Genomic DNA, 16,826 nt, shown 5'->3' with positions numbered 1-16,826 from the left:
AATCCGCTCCGCGAGTTGGTTCGAGAGACACTTCTCACGGGCGTCGATACCGTTGACGCCTAGGACAGGCCCGGGTTCGGAGCAGGTGGACGGCATCGACTGGCCCATGGGCACCACCGAACCATCCAGGGACACGCACGGGCTCAGAAACGCGCTGTGCCGGTGCGTCCTTGGAACCCGACTGATATGCCCGCACGCTGGCGTCACAGCGATCGAGGGAGACGCGGGATGAGTGGCGCGGGAGGCATCACCACCCTGGTTGTCCATGAGGGCGGCACGGCGGTGGTGGGCGTCTTCGGTGAACTGGACCAGTTCACCGGTCCGGAACTGTGCCCCGTCCTGGCTGAATGTCTAGATCAACGGCCGGTCCGGCTGCTGCTGGACCTGTCCGGAGTGTCGTTCTGCGACGCGGCCGGACTCACGGCCTTGGTAGCGGCCAGAGGCGGTGCCTTGCAGGCCGGGACGGAATTCGCTCTGACCGGCGTCCAGCCGGTTCTGCTTCGCGTACTTGCGATCACGGGCCTCGACGCCTTGTTCGTACTGCGACCACAGCACGGTCCCGCTGCCAGGTCCAACCCTGCTTCCTGACACCCTGTCGGCGCTCGCTCGAAAGCCGCGCCGCCCAGAGGCGCCAGCAGCTGCGGACAGGTCAGCTGTGAGCGTTCGGACGGGCGGACGGTACGGCCCTGCGCAACGACCGCTGTCGGCTCAGGGACACTGCCCCCGCCATGCGTCCTGGCGCCTGAGCGGAGTCCGATTCACCGTTCGCTCAGGGAGCAGGCATGGGTGCAGGATGGCGGGGTAGGCGGCCGTTTCGGCAGGCAGGAGCGGTGAGATCGATCGTGGGAGGGTATCAGCATGGCGCCCAGCACGCTGGCAACGCACACCCGGACGGCCGAGTTGCCGGAGGTCGCCGATCCTTCCCAGGTGGCGCCCAAGGACGCTCGTGAGCTGTCCAAGCTGTTCTTCCAGCAGTTGGCGGTGCTGGAAGAGGGCACGCGGGAGTACAGCTATGCCCGTAACACGCTGATCGAGATGAACATGTCCCTGGTCCGCTACGCGGCGGGCCGGTTCCGCAGCCGTGGGCCGGAGGAGATGGAGGACATCGTCCAGGTCGGCATGATTGGCCTGATCAAGGCCATCGACCGGTTCGAGCTGTCCCGCGAGGTGGAGTTCACCTCCTTCGCCATCCCCTACGTCGTCGGTGAGATCAAGCGGTTCTTCCGTGACACCACCTGGGCCGTGCACGTGCCCCGGCGGCTGCAGGAGGCCCGTGTCCAGCTCGCCAAGGCGACCGAGGAGCTTCGCAGCCGTCTCGACCGTGACCCGACGGTCAAGGAGCTGTCGGAGCTGATGAGCCTGTCCGAGGACGAGGTGTGTGAGGCCCGCTTGGCCTCCAACGGTTACAACTCCTCCTCCCTGGACGCCACGCTCAACGGGAGCGAGGACGGCGAGGCGGCCCTCCAGGACTTCATCGGGACCGAGGACACGGCTCTGGAGCTGGTGGAGGACTTCCATACCCTCGCACCCATGATCGCCGAGCTCGACGAGCGAGACCGACAGCTCATTCACATGCGGTTCGTGGAGGAGCTCACCCAGGCCCAGATCGGCGAACGTCTGGGTGTCTCGCAGATGCATGTCTCGCGACTGCTGTCCCGGTGCCTGGCCCGGCTGCGCGAAGGCATGCTCACGACCGGCTGAGTCCATCCGCGGTACCCCTCATGATGCCCGCCATGGCTGCGGCGGGCATCAGCCATGCTCAGCTCATCCGGCTGACGGGGTCAGACGGCAAGCGCGTCGCGCAGAGTCGGGTGGCAGGGGATGACCTCGGTGAGGCCGACGATCCCGAGGGTCTCGGAGACGGCGGGGCTCGGCGCAGCGAGTCGCAGCTGGCCGCCATGGCGCTGCGCGGCGTGATGCGCGGCGATGAGAGCATTGATGCCGCTGGAATCCATGAAGGTGACGCCGCTGAGATCCACCACCGTCACCTGAGCGGCAGCGTCACCGGCGGTCAGGGCATCCAACAACTGCGGAGCGCTGTCAAGATCGATCTCGCCGCACGCCGTAACCACCCGGACGCCACTGGTATGACTCATGTTGATCGACAGACGCGCATTTCCTGCAGAACGGTTGTCCGCCACAGTCCCTCAGCACCTCAGCAAGCGTCGGTGACGCCGTACCCAGCACTTCCTCGATGTGGATCTGCTCGCGCATGGTACCGGTGCTGCACCCGGATGGCCTTGCCACCCACAGGTACAGGTTGCGCGAGCGCGGTACCCGCCCGGGAGGACGGCGTACGCGAGCAGGGCGGGAGTGACAGGACAGATGGGCGCGGACCCAGAACGTGAGTGTTGCCACGGACCGAACTCCACGGCGGTCGAGGAGACCATCGCGCTGTCAGGAGACGGCTCCTGCATCGCCGAAGCCCGTCACCGGACCGCCGCCTTCTTCGCCGGGGACGCAGCCGACAACCGTCCGACGAGGGTGACGGGGGGCATCGTGAGCTTGGCTCAGCTGGTGGTCAGCGAGTTGGTCACCAACGCCTGCAAACACGCACCCGGCCCCGTCCGGTTGCGCCTGCGGCTGGCGGACGAGGCGGTGGAGGTGGAGGTGTGGGACAGCCATCCCGATATTCCGACGGCTCGGCAGGCGGACCCTTACAGGGTGGGCCAGCACGGTCTGGAGATCGTGAAGGCCGTCGCGGCCGAGCTCACTGTTCTGCCCGAGAGGGCCGGGAAACGGGTTACCGCTCGCCTCCTCCTTGATCCCCGCCCCTCGGCCTGACGCCGGTCCGCGGGAGATGTCAGCCGCTCTCGGCGTGCAGGTCTCGCCAGGGTCAGCCGGCAGGTTGCTGCAAGGGCAGGTGTGCGACGACTCGTTTGCCCGTGCCCAGGGCGATGGTGCGCACCTGGTCGCAGAGCCGGGTAACCCGAGTCGTCACACCCGCCGAAAGATCAGATCGTCACAACAGTCACGCTCGACCGGGACACCTCAGCAAGATCTCTTGGTGGGCTTACACAGCCATGCGCCGTGGTCCGAGTTCGCCACCCGGCCAGCTGGGCCCACCGTGAGATTACGGGCGTGAGATGCAGGTGTCAGGCGTCCGCCGCGTACCGCCAGAACTCCCTGATCACCGGTGCCGGCACGGGACCCATCGCTGCCACCTGAGTCAACAGGATGGTGACCGCACCCGTGGCCGGGATGACGTGCGCCGCTGTGCCCGTGCCACCGACCCAGCCGTAACGACCGGGCGTATTCCACGGATTGGTCCGGTCGATGTCAACCGAGCCGCCGAAGCCCCAGCCCTGGCCCTCCAGGAACAGTCGCCCAATGTCGCGCTGCACCGGATTCGTATGGTCGGTGGTCATCATGCGCACGGAGTCGGCCGACAACACCCGGCGGCCGTCGGCCGCCACCCCGCCGGCCAGCAGCATCCGGCAGAAGGCCAGCCAGTCGTCGGCGGTCGAGGCCAGCCCGCCATTGCCGAGCGGTAGCGCGGGCAAGCTGCTCCACTCGCCGTCCGGGCCGTCGGCGAGCTCCAGGCTGCTGTCGTCGCCTGGCCTGTAGAAGCTGGTGAACCGGTTCCGCTTGGCGGCCGGCACCTCGAAACCGGTGTCCACCATTCCCAGCGGCTGGAAGACCCGCTCCGTCAGGAACTCCGGCAGCGGCTGTCCGGTGACCCGCGAGATCAGCACACCCTGCAGGACGGAGCAGGTGTCGTACAGCCAGGCAGCACCCGGTTGGTACAGCAGCGGGATGCGGCCGAGCCCCGCCATCCACTCGTCGGCCGGCGGGAAGTTGCTCGGCACCCGGCCGTCCTTTTACACCGTGAACAACTCCTGCACCCCCGGCAGTGTGAAGTCGGAGGGGAATCCGTACCCGGCCTGGGAGGCCAGCACGTCGAATACGGTGATGGGCCGGTCGGCCGGCACCACGTCGTCCACCGGGCTCACCGTCGTGCGTACGACCACCGGCTTCCCCAGCTCCGGCAGCCACGTCCCGATCAGGTCGTCCAGCGCGGTCCTGCCCTCCTCCACAAGGATCAGCAGTGCGGCGGCAGTGACGGACTTGGTGAGCGAGGCGACCCGGAAGATGGAGTCCCTCGCCATCGGGGCGCCGTCGCCGACGTCCTGCGCGCCGACGGCCGCCACCTCGACCTGGTCACCCCGGGCGACGAGGCCAACCGCTCCTGGCAGCGTACCGGCGTCGACGTGGGCTTCGAGCAAGTCCTGCAGGGTCGTCATGAGGCCGCCTTCCAGAAGATCGCTGTCGAAAGACAGACTCCCGCACAGGCCGGGAATCATCGGCCTCGGCAGGTCTGGTGGCCGGAGCTTCGCCAGGTGGAGGTGGAGGAGGAGGTGGTGCGCACCCTCGAAGAGGTGCCCGAGCGTGCCACGCACTGGTCGAAACGGAAGCTGGCCAAGCGGGTGGGGATCTCGCCCACGAGCGTGCTGCGGATGTGGCGGGCGTTCGGGCTGCAGCCGTGGCGCTCGGGGGACTTCAAGATCTCTCCGGACCCGCTGCTGATCGACAAAATCCGGGACGTGGTCGGGCTGTATCCCGCCCCGCGGGCGAACGATGACCAGTGCGTCTCCACTCGTGCCCCGCCACTGGCGGCAGTTGATGAGCGGGCCCCGAGCACCGGGCGGTGAATCGTGGCACAGTCGGCCGGCGGCTCTCGCCCGCGAACAGTGCGTAGGCGAGAGTCCGCTGCAGCAGAGGCGCCGGCTGGGATTGCAGCCCGGTGCCGACAAGGCCACGCGTCGCCGCAGCAGCGGGTCATGGTTCAGCGGCCCTCCCGGCGGTCCCCCACCCCGCAGGATCATCGCCACTGCCCCATAGCACCTCCGCACGCCAAGACCTCACCCGATCGGCCTACACGGCTCCCGCGCCGATGTGCGGCGTACCCCGTTCGGCCGCATGGTGAGGGTGACCAGGTTGCCGCCAAGCAGCAGCTGTGATCGCTGCAGCAGGGAGGCGTCGTGACCGTGATAGCTCTGCTCGTCCCGGTGGTGCTCATCCTCATTCTGTTCGGGACGTCCGCTCTAGAAGACCTTCTGTTCCCGCCGCCTCGAGCACCCTCACCGGAAGGGCAGACGGCGAGGCCGAATGATTGACGCTTTCAGCCCTGGAAGACATGCAAGAAAATAGGAGCGCAATTCGCAAAGCGTGGGCCCATCTTCGGCGCGCGGACGCGGCAGTGGGGCCGGACAGGTCGATCCCGGCCCCACTCAAGTCCGGCTGCGCCACGATCGGCTGCAGACCCGCCTCAGCTCGCCGTCAACTGACCTGAACGGTGAGCGGCGACGAGTGGAACGTGCCGGACTTGGTCGCCACACGCACCTGCTCGGTGCCCTTCTTGGTGAACGTCCGCTTGATCGTGTAGGTGCCGTTCTTGTTGACGACGGCTGTGGTCTTCAGCGTGGTCCACTTGCCGCTGTGCCTGTGCTGGAGCAGCAGCGTGGAGCCGGCCTTTATGCCTTTGACCCGGCCGGTGAACACGACGGTGTTGCCCACCTTGACGGCCTTGCGGTTGGCCGAGACGGTGATCGAGCCCATCGCGGTCGGCGTCTGCGACGGCTTCGTGCTCGGCATGCCGGTGCGGGTCATGGTGGGCTTGGGGGCCGGTGTCCCTGTCGCTGCGACGGCTCCCGCCGTACCGGTCGACAGCAGGGCGGCGGACAGGGCACCGGCGGCGAGCGCACGGGTGTGATGGCTTCGGGTGACGCTCATGTGGGTCTCCTGGACTGATCGGAGTTCCCCCCTGGGAGCGAGTCGGCCATTCGGGACGGCTCGCGCATCCAGGCTGGCCCGAGCACGGCGGACCGGCATGTCCAAGCGAGTACCAAAGACGTTGAAAAATCCATCATTTCCGACGAAACCGCAGCTGGGGCCAGCAATTCCCCACCGCCCACCGCTAGCTCGCTTTCACCGTGTATCACTGGAATGGACGAGCGTGGATACGTAGAGCAAGCATTGAGGGATCGCGGGGCTCGTCGGAATCGCCTGTGCACCCCGCAGCATGTTCCACGGTGCGCGCCGCTCCGCACCCGGCAGGCCACCCGTTCGGAAGTTTGCCGAGCGCGGGTCAACCAGGTCAGGTTTGTCTGGGTTGGTGTCCGACCGACGGACGAAGACCGGCCCGGCCATAGACGAGGAGAAGTCGTGTTCCAGCACAGCATCAGGGGTGAGCGTTGGACCGCTCGGGGGCACCGGGGTAGCCCGATGAGCAGTATGGGGGCTGCCTCAGTTTCTTCGACGTGCGCGACGTCGTCCCTCGTCCGCTGAGAATCACGGTGGAGGCCACCACCCTGTCCGGCGAGACCACGACCACGGTGTACGAGCGGCTCGCTCGCCTCATTCACCATGAGCTCGACCACCTCGACGGGCTGCTGTACACCACGCGGATGCACGACGGAGTCACCCCGATCCCGGTCGAGGACCGGCAGACGGCCCGCGCCTGGGCCTACGAGTAGGCCACCTCCCCGAGACCAGTCGCCGAAGGGAGCACCGCGGCCGAGTCGGCCACCGATACACGGGCCGAAGCGTTCACGCCCCCTTGCCAAGCAGGTCCGGTGCCGCTTGCAGTCGGGCGTCTCCGCTCGTCATGGCTCTCACGACGGTGCAGTCTGGACTACATGAACGTCCGGCGGCGCGAGGCCGGGGTGCGCAGGCCCTGGCAGTCGAAGCAGGCGCTGCTGGCGGTCCCGATCGTGCTCATCGTCGTGATCACGGCGGTGGACCAGCTCGTACCGGAAGACGTTCACCTCAGCCCGCTGCTGGTGGTCGCTCCAGCGATCACCATCGCCTTCGCGGGTCCGTGGCTGACCGCCCTGGTCGGTTTTCTGACCGTGGTGGCGCAGGCATACATCGGCTGGCACTTCAGCGTGCTCATGACCCGCAACGTACTGGTGCAGATCCTCGCTCTTGCGGTGATGTCGGCCTTGGCGGTCCTCTTCTGCGTGGTGCGTGAGCGTCACCGCCGTCAGCTGGCGCGGGTGCGGACGGTCGCGGAGGCCACGCAGCACGTGTTGCTGTGGCCGCTGCCCGACCAGCTCGGCAGTGTGCAGGTCGCCGTGCTGTATCTGGCGGCTGAGGACGAAGCCCAGATCGGTGGTGACCTGTATGCCGCCACCTCCACCGAGGACGGTGTCAGGATCATGATCGGTGACGTGCGCGGCAAGGGACTCCCAGCCATCGGCGAGGCCGCCCTGCTCATCGGGGCTTTCCGGGAGGCCGCTCATGAGCACGCCGGATTGCCGCAACTGGCCGCCGCGCTGGAACGCAGCGTCACCCGGAACCTGGCGAGCCTGGCTCCGGTGGAGGAGAACGAGGAGCGGTTCGCCACCGCGTTGCTGGTCGAGATCCCAGAGGAGGGCGGCATCGCGCGCATCATCAGCTGCGGACACCCCCCACCGCTGTTGATCAGCGCGGACGGCGTCACCCTGGTTCCGGTGAACCCCGCTCCCCCCTTGGGAACCGGCTCGCTCGGGCCTGTGACCTACACGGTTGAAATGTTCTCCTTCCAACCCCGTGACACCCTGCTGCTCTACACCGATGGCATCATCGAGGGACGGGGCACCGACGGTGGCTTCTATCCCTTCGTCGAGCGGGCTGCGCAGTGGACCGGCTACAGCCCCGAGAAGCTGGTGCGCTTCCTTCGCTGTGATCTCCTCGCCCACGCGGGCGGCCGTCTCGACGACGATGCGGCGGTGATCGCACTGTGCCGCTCTCGTAGCACCCACGGCCAGCACCTGGAGATGCGGAGGTGAAAGAAGGGCAGGAGGCTCGCCGGCCAGCGCCAGGACCGCTGCGGGCACGCAGCACGCGATGCCCGCAGCCGACCTGGCTTCGCCTTCGGAGAGCAGGCGAAGTACGGCCCATCGAGCCGTCATCGGTGACATGCTTTCCGATCAATCCCACACTCGAAACGCTCGCCCACCGTGTCGTGTCCGGTTCGCTTGAGGCGGTTCCGACTCCAATAGACCGGACTTATCCGCACTGGGCGCACTTACAGCTGGTCGGGGACGTCCTCCAGTAGCGAGGTCGGTGCCCTGCCGCTCCAGCTGCCGGCCGGGGCGGCACATCAGCGCAGATCTGCCAGGAAACCCGTGAGCGCATCATTGGTCGCCTCGGGAGCGGACAGATGCGGGCAATGCCCGGTCGCCTCCAGGGTGACCAGCGTCGAGCCGGGGTCTCCTGGTGCACGAAGGCGCCGACCTCCCGGGGAGCGATGACATCCTGGGGGCATTCCAGCACCAGCGTAGGCACCCGCACGCTCTTCAGATCGCGCCGGGAGTCCGACAGGAAATTGGTCCGGGCGAAGATCCGCGCCATGTCCGGATCGGTGGCGCAGAAGCTGTTCTTCAGCTCCTCACCCAGCTCGGGCTGCTCCGGATTCCCCATGATCACCGGAGCCATCGCAGCCGACCAGCCCAGGAAGTTCGCCTCCAACGATTCCAGCAGCTCCTCGATGCCGTCGGCACTGAAACCACCCCGGTAGCCGTCGTCGTCGATGTAGCGCGGGGACGGCGCCACCATCACCAGTGCGGCGATCCGCTCAGGAGCCATGCCGGCGGCCAGCACGCCGATCATCGCGCTGACGGAGGGTCCCACGAACACCGCATCGCGCAGGTCGAGTGCTTCGCACACGTCCACCGCGTCCTGCGCGTTTCCGGCCAGGGAGGCGTACCGGTCCTCCGAGAGCGCGGAGGGGATCGGCGCGGCCGGAACCCACGTAGTCGAACAGCACGACCCGGTAGTCGTCGGTCAGGGCAGGGACCGTCAACCGCCACATGGTCTGGTCGCAGCCGAAGCAGTGAGCCAGTACCACCGTTCGCCCCTGCGCATTGCCGGTGACGGAGACGTTGTTCCTGCGGAGGATGTCCGTGGCCGTCACTCTTCCGACCTAGGTCCACCGGACCGAGGTAGAAATTGGGCTGCCGCCCAGGCCAGTTATGAGTCTTGGACGACCGGGTATCACCCTTTTGGGACATATTGCCTTAATTGGACATTGAAGCCCGCACAGCCCTGCGCCACCACCGGTCATTCTTCGGCCGCCTGCTCAGCGCCTCACCAAACGAAGGAGGCCACCATGATCGCCCTCGGCATCATCCTGCTCATCGTCGGATTCCTCCTGCATATCGGCATCCTGTGGACGATCGGGATCATCCTGCTCGTCATCGGGCTCATCCTGTTCCTTCTCGGCTCCGTGGGACACGCCGTCGGCGGTCGACGTCACTACTGGTAGGCGCGTGAGGGCATCCCAGTAGACGACGCTGGTGCACCGGCTACTGGGTGCCGGGACGATCCGGCCTCTCAGTGTTAGGCAAGCGAACGGCGTGGCCCATTGCCTGCACGACGGGTCAGGCTCACGTTGTTCGGATGAATTCCTTGCCGGAGATCGTCCTGAAAGCCTGCGCCGGTGGCCTGTTCGTCGTGGCGTTCGCCCTGGTGGCCGAGGCCGTCCAGCCCAAACGGCTGGCCGGCATCTTCGCCGCGGCGCCCTCGGTGGCCCTGGCCAGTCTGATCCTGACCGTCGTGTTCAAAGGCAGCCATGACGCGTCACTGGCAGCCCGCGGCATGATCGGCGGAGCGGTCGCGTTTACCGCCTACACCATCGTCGATGTGCCCGCCTTGGGCAGGCTCGGGGCACTGCGCGGCTCGGCGGCAGCGCTCGTGATGTGGCTCGCGCTGGCGGCCGCCGTCACCTTTGCGGTGGCACCATGAACGCCTCGCAACCCGCCCAGAACGTGGAGAACACCGACCGGGTACGGCTGACGCCGGGCGCCGCGCTGCAGATGTCGTGCAAGGACCTGGTCATCCGCTTCGCCTTCGGGGCGGGCGTGTCCCTTCTCGCCGCGATCGTCTCCTCGGTGTTCGGTCCATTCCCAGGCGGGGCATTCCTCGCCTTCCCCGCCATCCTGCTGGCGAGCCTCACCCTGGTGGCCAAGGAAGACGGCCTTCGCAGCGCTCGCGAAGACACCCGCGGAGCGACCCTGGGCACGCTCGGCCTGCTGGCGTTCTCCCTTCTCGCCACCACGCTGCTGCGCAGCCACTCGGCCTGGCTCGCCTTGACCGTGGCCAGTGCCGCCTGGCTCGCGGTCTCACTCGCCGCTTACGCCCTCGCTCGCGTGGCGGGCAAGAGACAGTGATGCTCCCGGACCGGACGCATCGCTGATCCTTCCGGCTTCTTGGGTCCCAGCGAAGCAACCCGGAGCGGCATGGCGCCCAGGTTCACGTGCACGCGGCGAACGAGCGGCCAGTCATGCATGCCGCACGTGTACGACGGGGCCGTCTGCCCTATCGCAGGGAGGGCGGTTCCGCCTTCGGGGACTCAAGCCTGCTCGAGGCTCTCCCCGAATTCGTGTAGAGCCTGGTGGTTCCGGTTGGCCGCCAGGAGGTGCCCAACGAGGATCACCCCGGCGACCGGCCATTCGATCAAGCCGGTCACCGTGAGTAGACCAACCCCGCCGAAGAACGCCAGCTGGTCCGGCGAAGCCGGTAGGGCGAATTCACCCACCAGCGGCAGGCCCACCCGAACGGTGCCGCGGTCGGCCGCATTGCCCTCCACCCGCCGGCCATCATGCCCGGACGGTGCCGAGCTACTGGTAGGTGGATTTCTCCGCGTCGTCGAGGAAGCGGTATCGGCAGCCATCGAACTACCTCCGGTCCATTCCGTCGCTATCGACACGAGTCCCCGGATCGCGCCGCCGCATGCGAGCGGTTGCGCGTACTGCCGGTCGGGGGATTCAGCGTGTGCAAGCTCGCGTTCACCGCCCCAGGGCTGCAAGCCGTTGGCCGAAGGTGCCGGCGTAGACGCCTTCGCGTGCTCTGCCGGGCCGGGCTGGCAGTCATGGTGGCGTGCACCGCATCCGCACGAGACGACCGGGTACAGGGACGGCGGCGCGGATCGGGACGATCGGGAATCGGCCAGGGGCTACCCTTGACGCCCGTGGTCCCGGTACTCGTCCCTGGCCCCCACTTGAGGTATCGAGGTGTGCTCAGCGTGCAGGACGTCCGGATCGACCTGTCGGCCTTCGGTCTCAGTGAGGTAGCCCGGTGTACTGCCCACTTGCGGACGTCCGTCGCGCGTGTGCCCTCCCAGGACACGGCGGCACGAGCGATCGCCGACTTCTTCTACGACAGTCTGGTCGACGGGCGGGCCGGACGCGCCTGTGCCGCGGTAGGCGTCTTCCTCAACGGGCCCCGGGAGGCCGCCACCGCGGCTGAGCGTCCACGACGGCGTATGTTTCTGGCTGGATTCCGCGGACCGTGCGCCCGCTCGCCCGGCGCGGAGGGTGCCGGCCCGACGGACGTGCCCGCGCTGTCGCCCGGCACCTTCGAGAAGGCGCCGTCGGTGTACCGGCTGGTCGAACGCCTAAGCGTCACGGCCGAGGACGCGAACGGCGCAGTACCTCCCGTGAGGGACGTCGACGTCGTGCACCTGCCCGGCAGCCAGGTGGACGGGCTGGAGGAACTTCTCCCGGGGCAGGACGTCCGTTCCACACTCGTCTTCGGGGGAACCCTGGCGCCGGGCGAGCGGTTCGCGGTGGTGCTGTTCTCCCGGGTTCCGTTGTCCGCCGAGGTCGCCACGCTGTTCCGCACTGTCACCGGCAGCACGCGCCTGGCACTGCTGTCCGCCGGGCAGCCGTCGCCCACCGTGGAGGCGGACGCGGCCCGTTCCGTCCTGGAGAGCTTGGAGCAATTGGTCGCACAGCGGGCCGGGCACCTGCAGACGGTGGTGGCTCAGCTGCGCTCGGCCACGACGGAGCTGCGACGATCTCAGAAGGAGCTGGAGCGGCGGGAACACGAACTCCGCGAGGAGGCGGCGATCGTTGAGCTGCTGCAGGAGGTCGGCAGCCTCCTGGCGGCGGAACTCGACCTCGACGCGCTGGTCCAGCACGCGGTCGACGCGGCCACCCGCCTGGCCGGGGCGGCGTTCGGCGCCTTTTTCTACAACATCCTGGGCGAGACCGGAGAGTCGTACCTGCTCTATGTGATCTCCGGTGTCAACCGGTCGGCCTTCGACAAGTTCCCCATGCCGCGCAACACCCAGGTGTTCGAGCAGACCTTCCGGGGCCTCAGCGTGGTGCGGTCCGACGACATCACGCAGGACCCGCGGTACGGGCACAACGCACCGCACCACGGGATGCCGGAAGGCCACCTGCCGGTGCGGAGCTACCTGGCCGTTCCGGTGATGTCCCGTGGGACCGTGCTCGGCGGGTTCTTCTTCGGCCATCCCGAGCCGGGGATGTTCACGGAGCGACACGAGCGCCTGATCACCGGTGTCGCCGCGCAGACCGCCGTGGCGCTGCAGAACGCGCAGACGTACCGCCAGGAACGGGAGGCGGCCACAGAACTGCAACGCCATTTGCTGCCGACGCTGCCACGCGTGGACGGGGTGGCCAGTACGTGGCGATACCTGCCCGCCGCGCGGGATCGCGGTGCCGGCGGTGACTGGGTGGACCTCATACCGCTCCCGGACGGTGAAGTGGCGCTGGTCGTCGGTGACGTGATGGGCAAGGGCGTCAGAGCGGCGGCGGTCATGGGTCAGATCCGCACCGCCTGCCGTGCCTACGCGCAGCTCGGTCTGGCCCCCGCCGACGTGCTGGAGCAGCTGAGCGTCCTGGTGGACGACATCGCCCCCGGCTCCATCGCCACCTGCGTCTACGCGGTGCTCGACACACGCCGGGACCGGCTGCGCGCGGCCGTCGCCGGGCACCTGCCACCGGCCCGGCGCGACCAGGAAGGCACCGTCACGTTCATGGACGAGCAGGTCGGACCGCCTCTGGGCGTGGGCAGGCACCGCTACACGGAGCAGGAGGTCCCGCTGCCGCCCGGAGCCCGGTTGCTGCTGTACACGGACGGCCTGGTCGAACGCCGCGGGCGCCCCATCGACGACGGGCTGCGGGAGCTGCGGGAGCTGTTGGCCGGGCCTGTGGGCGAGATCGAGGCGGACTGCGACTCGTGGCTGGACGCCCTGGCCGGCGGGCAGCACGACGACGACATCGCCCTGCTGTACCTGCACCGGCCGGAGGACGTGTCGCACCAGGTGGTGACGGTCGTACGGGACTACGCCCCGGTCTCCAGCGCCGTCCCCGACGCCCGCGACCTGGTGGCCGACGTCATGCGCCAGTGGGGCCTGCGGCATCTGGCGAACGACATGATGCTCATCGCGGATGAAATGGTCGCCAACGCCGTCCGCCACGCCAGGACACCGCTGCGTGTCGAGCTGCGGCGCGCCGGTGAACGCATCGTCCTGGAGGTCACTGACAGCAGCCCTGAGGAGCCACGTCTCATCGTGTCCCAACCCGGCGAGTTCGGACACCGGGGCATATTCCTGATCGACGCCATCGCCACACGATGGGGAACCCGCTGGATCGACGGAGGGAAAGTGGTGTGGGCGGAGATCAAGACCTCGTGACGACTCACCCCGGCCGATTCCTCGGCCGGCACAGGAACAACCAGCCGACCCGCCCGCCTCGGACACGGAAGAGACGCCCTCGATGACCTCTGCCCCCGGCACCGGGGCCGGCAAGCCCTCCGACAGCTCGCAACCGGTCGGCTCCCGGAGTATGGTCCCGCCCGGCCCGACGCTGAGCCTCACATCGCACCGCGGTCCACGACACACGGTCGTCGCCGTCGACGGCCCCATCGACTACCACAGCGCGCCCCAGCTGCTGGGACATCTCACCACCACGGAGATCCAGAATCTGCCCCTGCTGATCCTCGACCTGACCCGCGTGGACTTCTGCGACTCCAGCGCTCTGGGAGCCTTCGTCGACATCCACCGCCGCCGTGCGGCCGCAGGACACCGGTTCGCGTTGATCGGTATACAACCCGAGGTCAGACGCATCCTCGAGCTCACCCGTCTCGCGTCCGTGCTGCCGCTGCACGAGACGGCCGAGGACGTCCTCTCCGAAGACTGACTCCCCAACCGCCGGCGAGGAATGAAGGTTGCCGCCCAGCCGAGGGGCACGGCCGACAAAGGGGGTTGCCGCAGGTCGTCAGCATGCCGTGCGCCCGGCGCCTGATCTCCCCAGTGGGCAGCGGTGGCCGGCAGGTCCGACTCCTCCGGACGCCGCGCCGGAGCCGTCGGCACGGCGAGCACCATGGTGAGTCCGCCGCCGGGCGTTTCCTCGGCGCGCAAGGCGCCGCCGGTGGCCTCGGTGAAGCCGCGGGCGACCGCGAGGCCGAGTCCGACCCCGTTGCCGCGCGGGGAGTCGCCGTAGCGCTGCGAATCTGACTCAGAACATGCAGGGCGCCCTGATGAGCCGGCTGATGGCCGCCGCGGCTACCAACGATACGGTCGCGGCCCAGCTCATCCGGGTCTTGGCCCTCCTTGACCAGATTGATTGGCAGCAGTCGATGCAGGCTGCAGGCCCAGGCTTCGGGCCCCAGCTGATCTGAGGGCTTGGGCAGGGCCTCGCTCGTACAGAAGCAGTCACGAAAGATCTGCCGAGATCATCGGCGCGAGCGAGACGATTCCGGCGGAGACCTGCAAGCGACCTTCTCGGGCCAGCCGCAGACAGCCGGAGCAGGAGATCGACGGTGCCGGATCAACGCGTGGCCCCGCCGAACCGGAAAGAGGCCCCCTGTGGGGGCCTCTTTCCGGTTCGCGGAGGTCAGTGCTTGAAGGCGTCCTTGGCCTTTTCCTTGGCTTCGCGGGCGTCCCCGGTGCTCTTCTCTGCCTGACCTTCGGCGGCCATACGGTCGTTGCCGATGGCGCTTCCCAGAGCCTCCTTGGCCTTGCCCTTGGCCTGCTCGGTCTTCGCCTTTGCCTTCTCGTTGGCAGTCACAGAACAACGCCTCCTCGTAGCTTCGGGACCGCTGTCGCGGTAACCGGCTCGTGCCCCTGCTTCCCCTTGATAAACAAGGTGCTGATCTCGAATATCGAAGAAAAGGCAGGGAAGACGGGCGGGCAGGAGGTCGATAACTATGGTTCCCCTGCTTCTGGTCCTGCTTCTCGCGGTCATCCTTTTCGGTGCCGGTTTCGCCGTCAAGATCCTTTGGTGGGTGGCCCTCGCCGTCCTGGTCGTGTGGCTGCTCGGTTTCGTCATGCGATCCACCAGTGCCGGGGGTGGTCGCGGCCGCTGGTATCGGTGGTGACCTGACCACCCGTCACGCCCGCAGGGCCCGTACCGTCCCGGTACGGGCCCTGCGGGCGTCTTGCTATGCCGAATGGCCGCCGGCCGAGGACCGCGCACCATCACGTTCCAACAGGCGTCTGCGGAGGCCCTTCGCGGAATCGCACACTCTCCCCTCTGGGGCTTGGCGCCCCGTACACGACGTCCGTCGAGGAGGACATCGGCGCCATTCGGCTTCCTCTCTTCGCCGACGAACTGACCGGCCGGATCGACTTCCAGGGCGACCGCTACAACGAGCACCACATGCCCCTGGTCGACAAGTTGCCAGACACGTGAGGCAGCAGGCGGGCGGCAGCGATGTCGGCGGCGGGCGCGCCCTCATGGCAGGGAGGTACACCTTGCAGATGCTTCGCGCAGGCGAAGGCTACGCCGGTTCAATCACGAAGGGTCTCCGGCGGCATTCACCAAGATGTGTCTCATCACAGCACCGTCGCATCGAGTGCTCAGTCGAGGAGAACCCGACGGGTACGGTGCCGCGGCTGGAGCTGCAGCGCACCCACTCTGGATCCCCCGCCGGCCGCTTTTGCAGGGGCTTGAAATCGAACGGACGCCCCTATAACGCGGGGGCGCGGGAAACCGGTCTGACCAGGTTGAAGACCTCGCGGGCGGCATACCGCTTGAGGCATCGGATGATCTCACGGCGGGTCTTGCCCTCCTGGGTGCGGCGTTCGTAGTACGCCTGGGTGCGCGGGTCGTGGCGCAGGCGGGTGAACACGATGCGGTGCAGGGCAGCGTTCGCCTGGCGGTCGCCGCCGTAGTTGAGCCGACGCGTGCGCCGCCGGCCAGAGGAGTACTCGATGGGGCTGACTCCGCAAAGGGCAGCAAAGGACGCCTCAGTGTTCAGTCGCTCGGGATTGTCCCCCATGGTGATCAGGAGAGTGGCGGCACTGTCCGGGCCGATGCCCACCGGTACGAGCAGTTGCGGCGCGTGGCGTTCGACGAGCCGGGTCAGGCGTTGGTTCAGCTCGTTGATCTGTCCGCTGAGCTGTTCGATGCGTTCGGCGAGCATGCGTAATGTCATGTGGGTGGCCTGGGCCACCGCGTCCTCGTCTCCCTCACCATCGGCTGGGCTGAGGGTCGCGCAGGTGCGGAACAGCTCGGCATTGCCCAAGCTCGACAACCGTTCCCGCAGGGCGGAGTCGGCGATCACTAGGACGGCCTTCAGCTGGTTGATCGCCTGGGTGCGGGCCTTGACCGCGGAGTCCTTGGCGAGTTTGTAGATCCGGGCGCTGTGCACGGGTCCGTCGCCGGATTTGGCCTGGGCCCGGGTGCGACCGCTGAGCACGGCTCGCGCTGCGGCCTGCGCATCGAGCGGGTCCGACTTGCCGAGCAGCCGGCGGGCCGTGCGGTCGGGCCGGTTCACTTCGAACACCTGGATCTGCTGGGTCAGCAGGTAGCGGGACAGGCCCGCGCCGAAGGTACCGGTGCCCTCCACACCGGCCCGGCGCACCGTCCCCCGCTTGCGAGCCCACACGAGCAGCCGACGGTAGCCAACGGCCGTCGCCGGAAAGGACTCGGTGCCAAGGACCTTCCCCAGCGTGGAGACCACGGCGGCGACGTGAACCTCGCCGTGCGTGTCCACGCCCAGGACGACCTCACTCCGATTGGGCGGATCCGTGCTGGAAGAGGTATTGCGCTCTCTGGTCGTCATGGTGGTTCGCCTCCCGCGTGGTGACG

The 16,826-nt window shown here is 67.9% G+C and carries 17 protein-coding genes and 4 pseudogenes; 13 read left to right on the top strand and 8 right to left on the bottom strand.

Features of this window, described 5'->3' with window-relative positions:
* Positions 1-228: 228 nt before the first annotated feature.
* Both ASC56_RS36920 and ASC56_RS36915 read left to right on the top strand, forming a co-directional pair.
* Positions 229-588 (top strand): STAS domain-containing protein, encoded by a 360-nt coding sequence (locus ASC56_RS36920; RefSeq protein WP_051850793.1) that lies wholly within the window; start codon positions 229-231, stop codon positions 586-588.
* A gap of 270 nt (positions 589-858) precedes the next feature.
* Entirely contained in the window at positions 859-1,701 is an 843-nt protein-coding gene (locus ASC56_RS36915; RefSeq protein ID WP_055495980.1) for an RNA polymerase sigma factor SigF, read from the top strand.
* Positions 1,702-1,781: 80 nt separating this feature from the next.
* On the opposite strand, the gene ASC56_RS36910 is transcribed toward ASC56_RS36915, so the two are convergent.
* Positions 1,782-2,141: an STAS domain-containing protein gene (locus tag ASC56_RS36910; RefSeq protein ID WP_234377255.1), complete on the bottom strand. Its 360-nt coding sequence runs from the start codon at positions 2,139-2,141 to the stop codon at positions 1,782-1,784.
* 184 nt (positions 2,142-2,325) lie between these two features.
* Here ASC56_RS36910 and ASC56_RS36905 point away from each other — a divergent pair, with 184 nt between their 5' ends.
* Positions 2,326-2,784, top strand: a complete 459-nt coding sequence (locus tag ASC56_RS36905; RefSeq protein ID WP_055495978.1) for an ATP-binding protein — start codon at positions 2,326-2,328, stop codon at positions 2,782-2,784.
* Between the two features lie 311 nt (positions 2,785-3,095).
* Here the strand turns inward: ASC56_RS36905 and ASC56_RS36900 are convergent.
* Positions 3,096-4,244: pseudogene (locus tag ASC56_RS36900) on the bottom strand (serine hydrolase domain-containing protein).
* Positions 4,245-4,340: 96 nt separating this feature from the next.
* Here ASC56_RS36900 and ASC56_RS36895 point away from each other — a divergent pair.
* A complete protein-coding gene (locus ASC56_RS36895; protein ID WP_055495977.1) occupies positions 4,341-4,652 on the top strand; it encodes a hypothetical protein in 312 nt (103 codons plus the stop codon).
* Between the two features lie 628 nt (positions 4,653-5,280).
* On the opposite strand, the gene ASC56_RS36890 is transcribed toward ASC56_RS36895, so the two are convergent.
* Positions 5,281-5,733: a hypothetical protein gene (locus tag ASC56_RS36890; RefSeq protein WP_055495976.1), complete on the bottom strand. Its 453-nt coding sequence runs from the start codon at positions 5,731-5,733 to the stop codon at positions 5,281-5,283.
* Positions 5,734-6,242: 509 nt separating this feature from the next.
* On the opposite strand from ASC56_RS36890, the pseudogene ASC56_RS36885 reads away from it, so the two are divergent.
* Together ASC56_RS36885 and ASC56_RS36880 are read left to right on the top strand one after the other, a co-directional pair.
* Positions 6,243-6,476: pseudogene (locus ASC56_RS36885) on the top strand (peptide deformylase); the annotation flags it as partial.
* A 162-nt stretch (positions 6,477-6,638) separates the two neighbouring features.
* Positions 6,639-7,772 carry a PP2C family protein-serine/threonine phosphatase gene (locus tag ASC56_RS36880; protein ID WP_055495975.1) on the top strand — a complete coding sequence of 378 codons (1,134 nt, stop codon included), beginning with the start codon at positions 6,639-6,641 and terminating at the stop codon, positions 7,770-7,772.
* Positions 7,773-8,086: 314 nt separating this feature from the next.
* Here ASC56_RS36880 and ASC56_RS36875 read toward each other — a convergent pair.
* A pseudogene (locus ASC56_RS36875) lies at positions 8,087-8,773 on the bottom strand (alpha/beta fold hydrolase).
* A gap of 321 nt (positions 8,774-9,094) precedes the next feature.
* Between ASC56_RS36875 and ASC56_RS41475 the strand changes: the two are divergent.
* The 3 genes from ASC56_RS41475 to ASC56_RS36865 all read left to right on the top strand — a co-directional run bounded on the left by ASC56_RS41475 (position 9,095) and on the right by ASC56_RS36865 (position 10,154).
* On the top strand, positions 9,095-9,250 hold the full coding sequence (locus tag ASC56_RS41475) for a DUF6131 family protein (RefSeq protein WP_167528460.1): 156 nt from the start codon (positions 9,095-9,097) through the stop codon (positions 9,248-9,250).
* 143 nt (positions 9,251-9,393) lie between these two features.
* Positions 9,394-9,729 (top strand): DUF3147 family protein, encoded by a 336-nt coding sequence (locus ASC56_RS36870; protein WP_055495974.1) that lies wholly within the window; start codon positions 9,394-9,396, stop codon positions 9,727-9,729.
* Positions 9,726-10,154, top strand: coding sequence for a DUF3147 family protein (locus ASC56_RS36865; protein WP_055495973.1), 429 nt, complete (start codon positions 9,726-9,728; stop codon positions 10,152-10,154). Before ASC56_RS36870 ends, ASC56_RS36865 begins: the two co-directional genes overlap by 4 nt.
* A gap of 182 nt (positions 10,155-10,336) precedes the next feature.
* Here ASC56_RS36865 and ASC56_RS36860 read toward each other — a convergent pair whose 3' ends face one another.
* Positions 10,337-10,573 (bottom strand): hypothetical protein, encoded by a 237-nt coding sequence (locus ASC56_RS36860; protein ID WP_055495972.1) that lies wholly within the window; start codon positions 10,571-10,573, stop codon positions 10,337-10,339.
* A gap of 501 nt (positions 10,574-11,074) precedes the next feature.
* On the opposite strand from ASC56_RS36860, the gene ASC56_RS36855 reads away from it, so the two are divergent.
* Together ASC56_RS36855 and ASC56_RS36850 are read left to right on the top strand one after the other, a co-directional pair.
* On the top strand, positions 11,075-13,426 hold the full coding sequence (locus ASC56_RS36855) for a SpoIIE family protein phosphatase (RefSeq protein WP_159039828.1): 2,352 nt from the start codon (positions 11,075-11,077) through the stop codon (positions 13,424-13,426).
* 82 nt (positions 13,427-13,508) lie between these two features.
* Positions 13,509-13,931 carry an STAS domain-containing protein gene (locus ASC56_RS36850; protein WP_055495970.1) on the top strand — a complete coding sequence of 141 codons (423 nt, stop codon included), beginning with the start codon at positions 13,509-13,511 and terminating at the stop codon, positions 13,929-13,931.
* Positions 13,932-14,050: 119 nt separating this feature from the next.
* Here the strand turns inward: ASC56_RS36850 and ASC56_RS43410 are convergent.
* Positions 14,051-14,239 (bottom strand): annotated as a pseudogene (locus ASC56_RS43410) (ATP-binding protein); the annotation flags it as partial.
* 17 nt (positions 14,240-14,256) lie between these two features.
* Here ASC56_RS43410 and ASC56_RS41005 point away from each other — a divergent pair.
* Positions 14,257-14,412, top strand: coding sequence for a hypothetical protein (locus tag ASC56_RS41005; protein WP_159039827.1), 156 nt, complete (start codon positions 14,257-14,259; stop codon positions 14,410-14,412).
* A 215-nt stretch (positions 14,413-14,627) separates the two neighbouring features.
* Here ASC56_RS41005 and ASC56_RS39245 read toward each other — a convergent pair whose 3' ends face one another.
* Complete coding sequence (locus ASC56_RS39245; RefSeq protein ID WP_079102980.1) at positions 14,628-14,801, bottom strand: CsbD family protein; 174 nt, start codon at positions 14,799-14,801, stop codon at positions 14,628-14,630.
* Between the two features lie 139 nt (positions 14,802-14,940).
* Between ASC56_RS39245 and ASC56_RS36845 the strand changes: the two genes are divergently transcribed.
* Positions 14,941-15,111, top strand: coding sequence for a hypothetical protein (locus ASC56_RS36845; RefSeq protein WP_055495969.1), 171 nt, complete (start codon positions 14,941-14,943; stop codon positions 15,109-15,111).
* 591 nt (positions 15,112-15,702) lie between these two features.
* Here the strand turns inward: ASC56_RS36845 and ASC56_RS36840 are convergent.
* A complete protein-coding gene (locus tag ASC56_RS36840) occupies positions 15,703-16,800 on the bottom strand; it encodes an IS110 family transposase (RefSeq protein WP_055495968.1) in 1,098 nt (365 codons plus the stop codon).
* Between the last annotated feature and the right edge of the window lie 26 nt (positions 16,801-16,826).

The sequence above is a fragment of the Streptomyces sp. TP-A0356 genome (assembly GCF_001417775.1).
GTDB lineage: Bacteria > Actinomycetota > Actinomycetes > Streptomycetales > Streptomycetaceae > Streptomyces.
Note: the sequence above shows the minus strand (reverse complement) of the source record. Positions and strands in the feature narration are given on the sequence as shown.

What these genes read in the sequence shown, in the direction of transcription:
- ASC56_RS36890 (WP_055495976.1), bottom strand. Translation starts at nt 5,733, where the DNA reads ATGAGCGTCACCCGAAGCCATCACACCCGTGCGCTCGCCGCCGGTGCC.
- ASC56_RS36920 (WP_051850793.1), top strand. Translation starts at nt 229, where the DNA reads ATGAGTGGCGCGGGAGGCATCACCACCCTGGTTGTCCATGAGGGCGGC.
- ASC56_RS41005 (WP_159039827.1), top strand. Translation starts at nt 14,257, where the DNA reads ATGCAGGGCGCCCTGATGAGCCGGCTGATGGCCGCCGCGGCTACCAAC.
- ASC56_RS36880 (WP_055495975.1), top strand. Translation starts at nt 6,639, where the DNA reads ATGAACGTCCGGCGGCGCGAGGCCGGGGTGCGCAGGCCCTGGCAGTCG.
- ASC56_RS36845 (WP_055495969.1), top strand. Translation starts at nt 14,941, where the DNA reads ATGGTTCCCCTGCTTCTGGTCCTGCTTCTCGCGGTCATCCTTTTCGGT.
- ASC56_RS36915 (WP_055495980.1), top strand. Translation starts at nt 859, where the DNA reads ATGGCGCCCAGCACGCTGGCAACGCACACCCGGACGGCCGAGTTGCCG.
- ASC56_RS41475 (WP_167528460.1), top strand. Translation starts at nt 9,095, where the DNA reads ATGATCGCCCTCGGCATCATCCTGCTCATCGTCGGATTCCTCCTGCAT.
- ASC56_RS36840 (WP_055495968.1), bottom strand. Translation starts at nt 16,800, where the DNA reads ATGACGACCAGAGAGCGCAATACCTCTTCCAGCACGGATCCGCCCAAT.
- ASC56_RS36850 (WP_055495970.1), top strand. Translation starts at nt 13,509, where the DNA reads ATGACCTCTGCCCCCGGCACCGGGGCCGGCAAGCCCTCCGACAGCTCG.
- ASC56_RS36905 (WP_055495978.1), top strand. Translation starts at nt 2,326, where the DNA reads ATGGGCGCGGACCCAGAACGTGAGTGTTGCCACGGACCGAACTCCACG.
- ASC56_RS36865 (WP_055495973.1), top strand. Translation starts at nt 9,726, where the DNA reads ATGAACGCCTCGCAACCCGCCCAGAACGTGGAGAACACCGACCGGGTA.